Raw genomic sequence first — 1,774 nt, 5'->3', positions numbered from 1 at the left:
TCGACATTCCCAAGGGCGCGATCATCACCAACGCCTATATCCAGTTCACCGTCGATGAGGTGAGCACGGGCACGATTTCGCTTTTGATCCGCGGTCAGGATGTGGACGACGCTGCCGCCTTCACCAGTACCAAATTCGACCTCACCTCACGCCTGACGACCGATGCCTCGGTGGCGTGGACGCCCGCAGGCTGGTCAGTACGCGGCGTTGCCGGTGCCGATCAGCGAACGCCCGATCTGAGCGCGATCATCCAGGAAATCGTCGACCGCCTCGGCTGGGCAGCGCTCAACGACATCGCATTCGTGATCACCGGCAACGGCACACGCACAGCGGAGGCCTTTGACGGCGGTGCGGCCGCAGCGCCGCTTCTGCACATCGAATATCAGATGCCACCGGCGAGCGACCCGGTCGTTTTCAATGCGCCGGCAGACGCAAACCCGGCCGCCAACGAGATTGCCGAGCTCGCAGCGACGGGCACAGCGGTCGGCATCACCGCCTCGGCGGCCGATCCCGATGCCGGTGACACCGTTACCTACAGCATTGACGATCCGCGCTTTGCCATCGACGCCAACGGCGTCATCACCCGCTCCGGCATCGGTACTCTCGACTTCGAGACACAGGCGTCGATCACGCTGACGGTGACCGCGACCTCGTCCGATCGCAGCACAGCCACGCAGACTTTCACCCTTGGCATCCTCAACAGTCAGGAGGCCGTTTCCTTCAACACACCGGCCGATGCCGACACAGCCGCCAACCAGATCGCTCAAGGCGCGGCCGCCGGCACCAGGCTCGGCATCACCGCTTCGGCGAGAGATCCGGACGCCGGTTCGACCATAGCCTACAGCCTCAACGATCCGCGCTTTGCCATCGATGCCAACGGCGTCATCACCCGTTCCAGCACCGGCACGCTCAATGGCCAGAGCGAACCATCGGTCAACCTGACCGTGACAGCGACATCGTCGGACGGCAGCATCGCGACGCAAGCTTACACCATCGCGATCATTCCGCCGGTCACCAGCGGTCAGATCTTCGAAAAGAGAATTGCAGCCAGCATCGACGACGTCGAGCAGCGCGACACCGGTGCAATGACGAGCAACAGCAGCGATCTCGAACTGGCCGTCGACGGATCCAAGATCCAGACGGTCGGGATGCGCTTTACCGGCATCGACATCCCCAAAGGCGCAATCATCACCAATGCCTATATCCAGTTTACCGTCGACCAGGTGAGCACCGGGCTTGTTTCGCTCCTGATCCGCGGACAGGACGCGGATGACGCCGCCGCTTTCTCGGCCAACGCATTCGATGTCTCGTCACGCCTAACCACCGATGCGTCCGTCGCCTGGGCACCGCCGGACTGGGCGACACGTGGCGCGGCCGGCGCGGGCCAACGCACGCCGGATCTGAAGGCGATCATCCAGGAGATCATCGACCGGGGCGGCTGGGCGGCGCTCAATGACATAGTGCTGCTGGTTACGGGAACGGGCACACGCACGGCCCGAGCCTTCGACAGCAGTGCCGCCTCAGCACCGCTCCTGCACATCGAGTACTATGTGCCACCAGCAAGCGCACCGGTCGTTTTCAACTCGCCTGCCGACGCCGATCCCGCTGCCAACCAGATCGCGGAGCTGGCGACTGTAGGCACCGCCGTCGGCATCACCGCGTCGGCCCGGGATCCGGACGCCGGTTCCACCGTCACCTACAGCATCGACGATGCACGGTTCGCCATCAACTCCGACGGCGTGATCACGCGCTCCGGCATCGGTACACTCGACTT

1 protein-coding gene is annotated in these 1,774 nt (G+C 63.9%); it reads left to right on the top strand.

The window, feature by feature from the left end:
* Positions 1-1,774 (top strand): cadherin repeat domain-containing protein (locus MKZ91_RS31470; RefSeq protein WP_336174942.1); only part of this gene is annotated, 1,774 nt, incomplete at both ends.

Source organism: Ensifer sp. MJa1, assembly GCF_037026475.1.
Classification (GTDB): domain Bacteria; phylum Pseudomonadota; class Alphaproteobacteria; order Rhizobiales; family Rhizobiaceae; genus Ensifer.
Note: the sequence above shows the minus strand (reverse complement) of the source record. Positions and strands in the feature narration are given on the sequence as shown.